The organism is Microcoleus sp. Pol12B4, assembly GCF_036701385.1.
Taxonomy (GTDB): Bacteria; Cyanobacteriota; Cyanobacteriia; order Cyanobacteriales; family Microcoleaceae; genus Microcoleus.
Genome location: NZ_JAUBQR010000344.1, coordinates 1 through 4185, shown reverse-complemented (window position 1 = coordinate 4185; position 4185 = coordinate 1). Strand labels below are relative to the sequence as shown.

The window sequence follows — 4185 nt, the reverse complement described above, 5'->3', positions numbered from 1 at the left end:
TTTTATTTATTTTTACTTTCAATTACCCGCTGATGTCAAGTTTTTTCCCAACACAACTTTTACCACCGGCAACGATCTCTCGTCGAGGCTTGTGTCAATTGCAGGTGTTATTGGCAGCAGACCGCCACCAAGCCTCGCCATTATTAATGCCACCTCTAAAAATCAGATTTTTTGACAAAACCCGGTTTGTGCGATCGTTCCTCATTTCCGCTTTAATTGCGATCGGCTACTATTCAAGGGCAATATACCAAACAATTAAGGACTCTCACAATTCCAACTTTCGCAAGTAGTAGTTCTATAGCAATCCCAAGCCAGTTGTCAAAATAGAGACGCAGGTGCGATTCGTTTAGCCGAAACCCGAAAGGGGGGATGGCTAGCAGCGATGGGGTAAACCCGTTAGGGTTAGAGTTCGCACTTAAATCCCCTATCGCCCACAACTTACTATCCATGCAGGTGAGAAAACCTAGTCGAGCAATCTAGCTAAGATAACTAGGGAAAAACAGGAAAGATGAAGGCGCAAACCAACATCATAACTTAAATCCAAAATAAATCAAGCCCTGACATCATGGTGCATGATTGAAAGCACACAGAGAACCAGAGTTAAATCTGGTTTCCTCTACACAAAGATTGACAATCATTGTGTAAAGCGAGGGTGAAAACGGGCAATCGGGATAGCTGAATACCGACCCCGCAAGCAAAAATCCTATAACCGAATCACTACGAAAGTAATGAAGTCGTGGGGTAGAAGCGCCAGCTAACGAATTGTCGATTCAACCGTCGTAATCCATTACCAGAGGATATAAGCTAATCAGAGAAATCTGAACTTCTGGGTCAGGAATATCTGACAAGGGTAAGGACTATCAGGATTCTACGACCAAGATAGGGCACAACCTATAACCCCGGCGGAGAAGACAAACCCTAACGGATTTAATTAATGGATAGTAGGAACGATGTAATCCTTTTGTATGCTCCTTTTCAATTCAATTGTTGAGGTAAGCTGTCAGGCTACAAGCTACGAAAGGCTGGGATGGTTTAAGAAGCCAATGCCTAACCTGAAATAACAGGTAATGCCGAAAAAGGGATGGGGGAATGCCCAGGATATGCTGACGTAAACCGCGAAGGTGATTAAGTGAAAAGGTGTAATTAGTAATGAACAAACCTAATTCTGATTTGGCAACAAATACAGAGGGATGGAAAGCTATTAATTGGCGTCAAGCCGAAAGATATGTTTTCAAGTTGCAAAAACGCATTTTCGCTGCTTCCCGTTGTGGAGATGTCAAGAAAGTTCGCAAACTTCAAAAGACGCTGATGAGGTCTTGGTCTAATAGGATTTTGTCAGTAAGAAGAGTAACTCAGGACAACCAGGGAAAAAAGACGGCAGGAGTGGATGGGGCTAAATCCTTGTCCCCAGCAGCTCGTCTAGAACTGGCAAGGGAATTAAAGCTAACTGGCAGATCTAAACCGACAAGAAGAGTTTGGATACCAAAACCAGGAAGTAATGAAAAACGCCCACTGGGTATACCTGTAATGTACGACAGAGCTTTACAAGCCGTAGTAAAATCCGCACTTGAGCCGGAATGGGAGGCAATTTTTGAGCCAAACAGCTATGGTTTTAGACCGGGCAGGTCATGTCACGATGCGATTAGGCAGATTAAACTCTGTACTCAACATAAGGCGAAGTTTGTATTAGATGCAGACATAGCCAAGTGTTTTGACCGCATCAACCATTATGAACTACTTCAAAAGTTGAATATAAAAGGCAAGGTCAGGAGACAAGTAAAATCCTGGCTAAAATCTGGAGTAATTGATGATGGAGTTTTCACTGCAACATCTGAGGGTACGCCACAGGGTGGGGTAATTTCTCCGCTACTGGCAAACATTGCCCTCCACGGCTTGGAACAACACATAGAAAAAGAGTTCCCACACGATACAGGAAACCACATAAGAAACTCAATTTCCAAATTTGGAAAACAGGTAGGCAACCCGAATATAATTCGATATGCCGATGACTTTGTGATTCTATGTGAAGCAAAAATCGTAGTCCAAAGATGCCGAGAAATAATTTCGGAATGGTTAAGTGGTATGGGCTTAGAATTGAAACCTGAAAAGACGAGGCTAACTCACACTTTCAAGGATGAATTAAGTGAGGATGGTAAAGCTGGATTTGACTTTCTCGGTCATCACATAAGGCAATACCCTGCTGGAAAACACTGAAGCAGTTTAAATACTAAAGGTGAGATATTAGGTTTTAAAACACTCATTACCCCAAATAAGAAGTCAAGTAAGGCTCACCAAGAGTAAATCGGAAGAATCATCAAAAACCATAGGTCATCGCCACAATCGGCGTTAATTAGAGACTTAAACCCTGTGATAAGGGGATGGACTTCTTTCTATACTAACTCTGACGCTAAAACCGTTGGAGAACTGTCTAAACAAGATCACCTCACATACCTGAAACTTCGACGTTGGGCAAAACGCCGTTGTGGAAACATCAAGACAGGACATCAACTGTATTGGCAATCCATTGGCGGTGATAACTGGGTATTCTCAACCAGAGAAGAGGGAGCGAACCCCCTTCGGTTACTAAAGCATAGTGAATTCGAGTGTAGCAGCACCGACTATGTGAAAGTTAAAGGGGATAAAAGTCCTTACGATGGCGACCTGGTTTATTGGAGTTCAAGAATGGGGAAAAACCCTGAATTACCAAGTCGATTGGCACTGCTCTTAAAAAAGCAGAAGGGTAAATGTTCTCATTGCGAATTTATTTTCAGAAATGAAGATGTAATGAAAGTTGACCACATCGTCCCCAGAGCCATTGGAGGTAAGGATGAGTACAAAAATCTTCAACTATTGCATCGGCATTGTCACGATGTTAAAACTAAAACTGACTTGGAATTAATCAGGAAACATAACCTGGAACTCGTATTTTCCGGAAAATAAACCTCAAGCAAGTCGGAAGAAAGAGAAGTCCTCAAAGGACAAGAGTACACCCGATTAGCCGTGTGCCGTGAAAATGGCAAGCAGGGTTCCGAATGGGAGGGAGAAGATGGTAACATCTTCTCTCGACCCTACCCCCAGAAAATACTCTTTTTTGACAATAAAGCCCAATGTTAAGTATAACGGCACAAAAAACCATAATCTATTATAGAGTATTGTAGGATCCCATTGAGCTAAGAATCACTCCTATACAACCCACTTGATGAGTGTTCTCACCAGCCCGACCCACATTTTCGCGATTGTCCAAATCAGCACGCGCCGGGTCTCCGTCCATAAAACTAAAAATTGCTGATCTAGTTTTGAGTTCATCAATCACACCCCGCAAATACCAATAACCGCGCAATTTGGCCCGCAACCACCGCCAAGTTTCCCGCATCCCCAAGCTTTCAAGCAAGTCCAGAGATTTCCTGACTCCCACAGCCAGCCAATCCACAACCGCCGGCCAGAAAAACGTCAGCGGCACCACAATCTTGTCTACCAAAAAATAAGGAGTTTCGTAGTCTTTGATGTGCAGCGTCGGTCTCAGTTCCGGGTGTCTGCCGCCGATCAAAACATTCGAGCGCCCTTCCTGACGAGAGCGGCAGAAAGAGCGATCGAGATTGTTTGTTTCGTGTTCGTAATGATAGCCCACAGCATCCTGCGCTAAAGTAAAAGATATAGCACCCGCCAAAGCGGTTAGGACGCAATTCCTAAAACAGCCTCCAACGCATCTGCTAAAGAATTAAACTGATTCTTTAGTTTACGAATTAAAGCCGGGCAAAGACCAGCATTGGTCAATGCAAGTTGAAATCCGGAGAGAAAGTTGGTAAATATAACAGTCTATATCCTGCACTTTGAATTAATTCTTCAATTCGACCACCTTGATGAAACATGGCCTTATCCCTCAGCACCACTTGTCCTTTGATAAGGGTAAAAATATCGAGTGAGCGTGGAATGTCGAGGGTGTTTCCTCTATCCATTTTCGGCCCTGTGCTTATCTCAATAATAAACTTTCCGCTTGATGTATTTGCTTTCACTGAGATGCACCCTTGATATATAGTATTTGGTATTTGGGAATTTATAAGTGGTGATTAATTTTTTTTAAACATTCTTATACCACTTCTCCAAAATGATGCTACAATACTATGAGAGTTTAAGGATAGTTATATGAAAGTAAACTACCAAGAAAAAATTGAGGAAACCACTACT

Annotated in this window: 5 protein-coding genes; 3 read left to right on the top strand and 2 right to left on the bottom strand. The window is 42.7% G+C overall.

Features of this window, described 5'->3' with window-relative positions:
- From QUA38_RS27745 to QUA38_RS27735, 3 genes are all read left to right on the top strand, one after another.
- A partial coding sequence (locus QUA38_RS27745; RefSeq protein ID WP_333167570.1) for a hypothetical protein occupies positions 1–290 on the top strand: 290 nt, incomplete at its 5' end.
- 859 nt (positions 291–1149) lie between these two features.
- Positions 1150–2214 (top strand): reverse transcriptase domain-containing protein, encoded by a 1065-nt coding sequence (locus QUA38_RS27740; RefSeq protein ID WP_333167568.1) that lies wholly within the window; start codon positions 1150–1152, stop codon positions 2212–2214.
- Positions 2215–2301: 87 nt separating this feature from the next.
- A complete protein-coding gene (locus tag QUA38_RS27735; protein ID WP_333167572.1) occupies positions 2302–2940 on the top strand; it encodes a group II intron maturase-specific domain-containing protein in 639 nt (212 codons plus the stop codon).
- Positions 2941–3142: 202 nt separating this feature from the next.
- On the opposite strand, the gene QUA38_RS27730 is transcribed toward QUA38_RS27735, so the two are convergent.
- Positions 3143–3667 (bottom strand): hypothetical protein, encoded by a 525-nt coding sequence (locus QUA38_RS27730; protein WP_333167566.1) that lies wholly within the window; start codon positions 3665–3667, stop codon positions 3143–3145.
- A 103-nt stretch (positions 3668–3770) separates the two neighbouring features.
- Positions 3771–4013, bottom strand: coding sequence for a transposase (locus QUA38_RS27725; RefSeq protein ID WP_333167564.1), 243 nt, complete (start codon positions 4011–4013; stop codon positions 3771–3773).
- Positions 4014–4185 lie beyond the last annotated feature (172 nt).